Annotated in this window: 1 pseudogene; it reads left to right on the top strand. The window is 44.7% G+C overall.

Features of this window, described 5'->3' with window-relative positions:
- Nucleotides 1-306, top strand: a pseudogene (locus tag AB4496_RS23680) (ATP-dependent helicase); the annotation flags it as partial.
- Nucleotides 307-340: the final 34 nt, after the last annotated feature.

The raw sequence follows: 340 nt of genomic DNA, 5'->3' as shown, positions 1-340 counted from the left end.
TACGTTCACCGTATTGGCCGTACAGGTCGCGCTGGTAAACAAGGTCATGCGATTTCTTTCGTTAACCGCGAAGAAGAGTTGACTGTTGTTCAAGTTGAAACACTGATTCAACAACGTATTCGCCGTGTTGAACAACCGGGTTATGAACCGAAGAAACGTGATGCTTACATCGAGAAGCTGAACACTAAATCGGCGTACAAAAACCGCCAAGGTCGTAAGAACAACGCGAACGAAGAGCCTCAAGATCAAGCAAGCGCAGAACGTCGTTTGACTATGATGAAGCGAATTAAAAACCGTCGTAAGTAAAATTACGGTTGGTAATGGAAAAGAGCCACTGTAT

The sequence above is a fragment of the Vibrio sp. 10N.222.46.A1 genome, from assembly GCF_041473595.1.
Classification (GTDB): domain Bacteria; phylum Pseudomonadota; class Gammaproteobacteria; order Enterobacterales; family Vibrionaceae; genus Vibrio; species Vibrio tasmaniensis_A.
The sequence above is the reverse complement of the archived record's forward strand: the minus strand, read 5'-3'. Positions and strand labels throughout refer to the sequence as shown.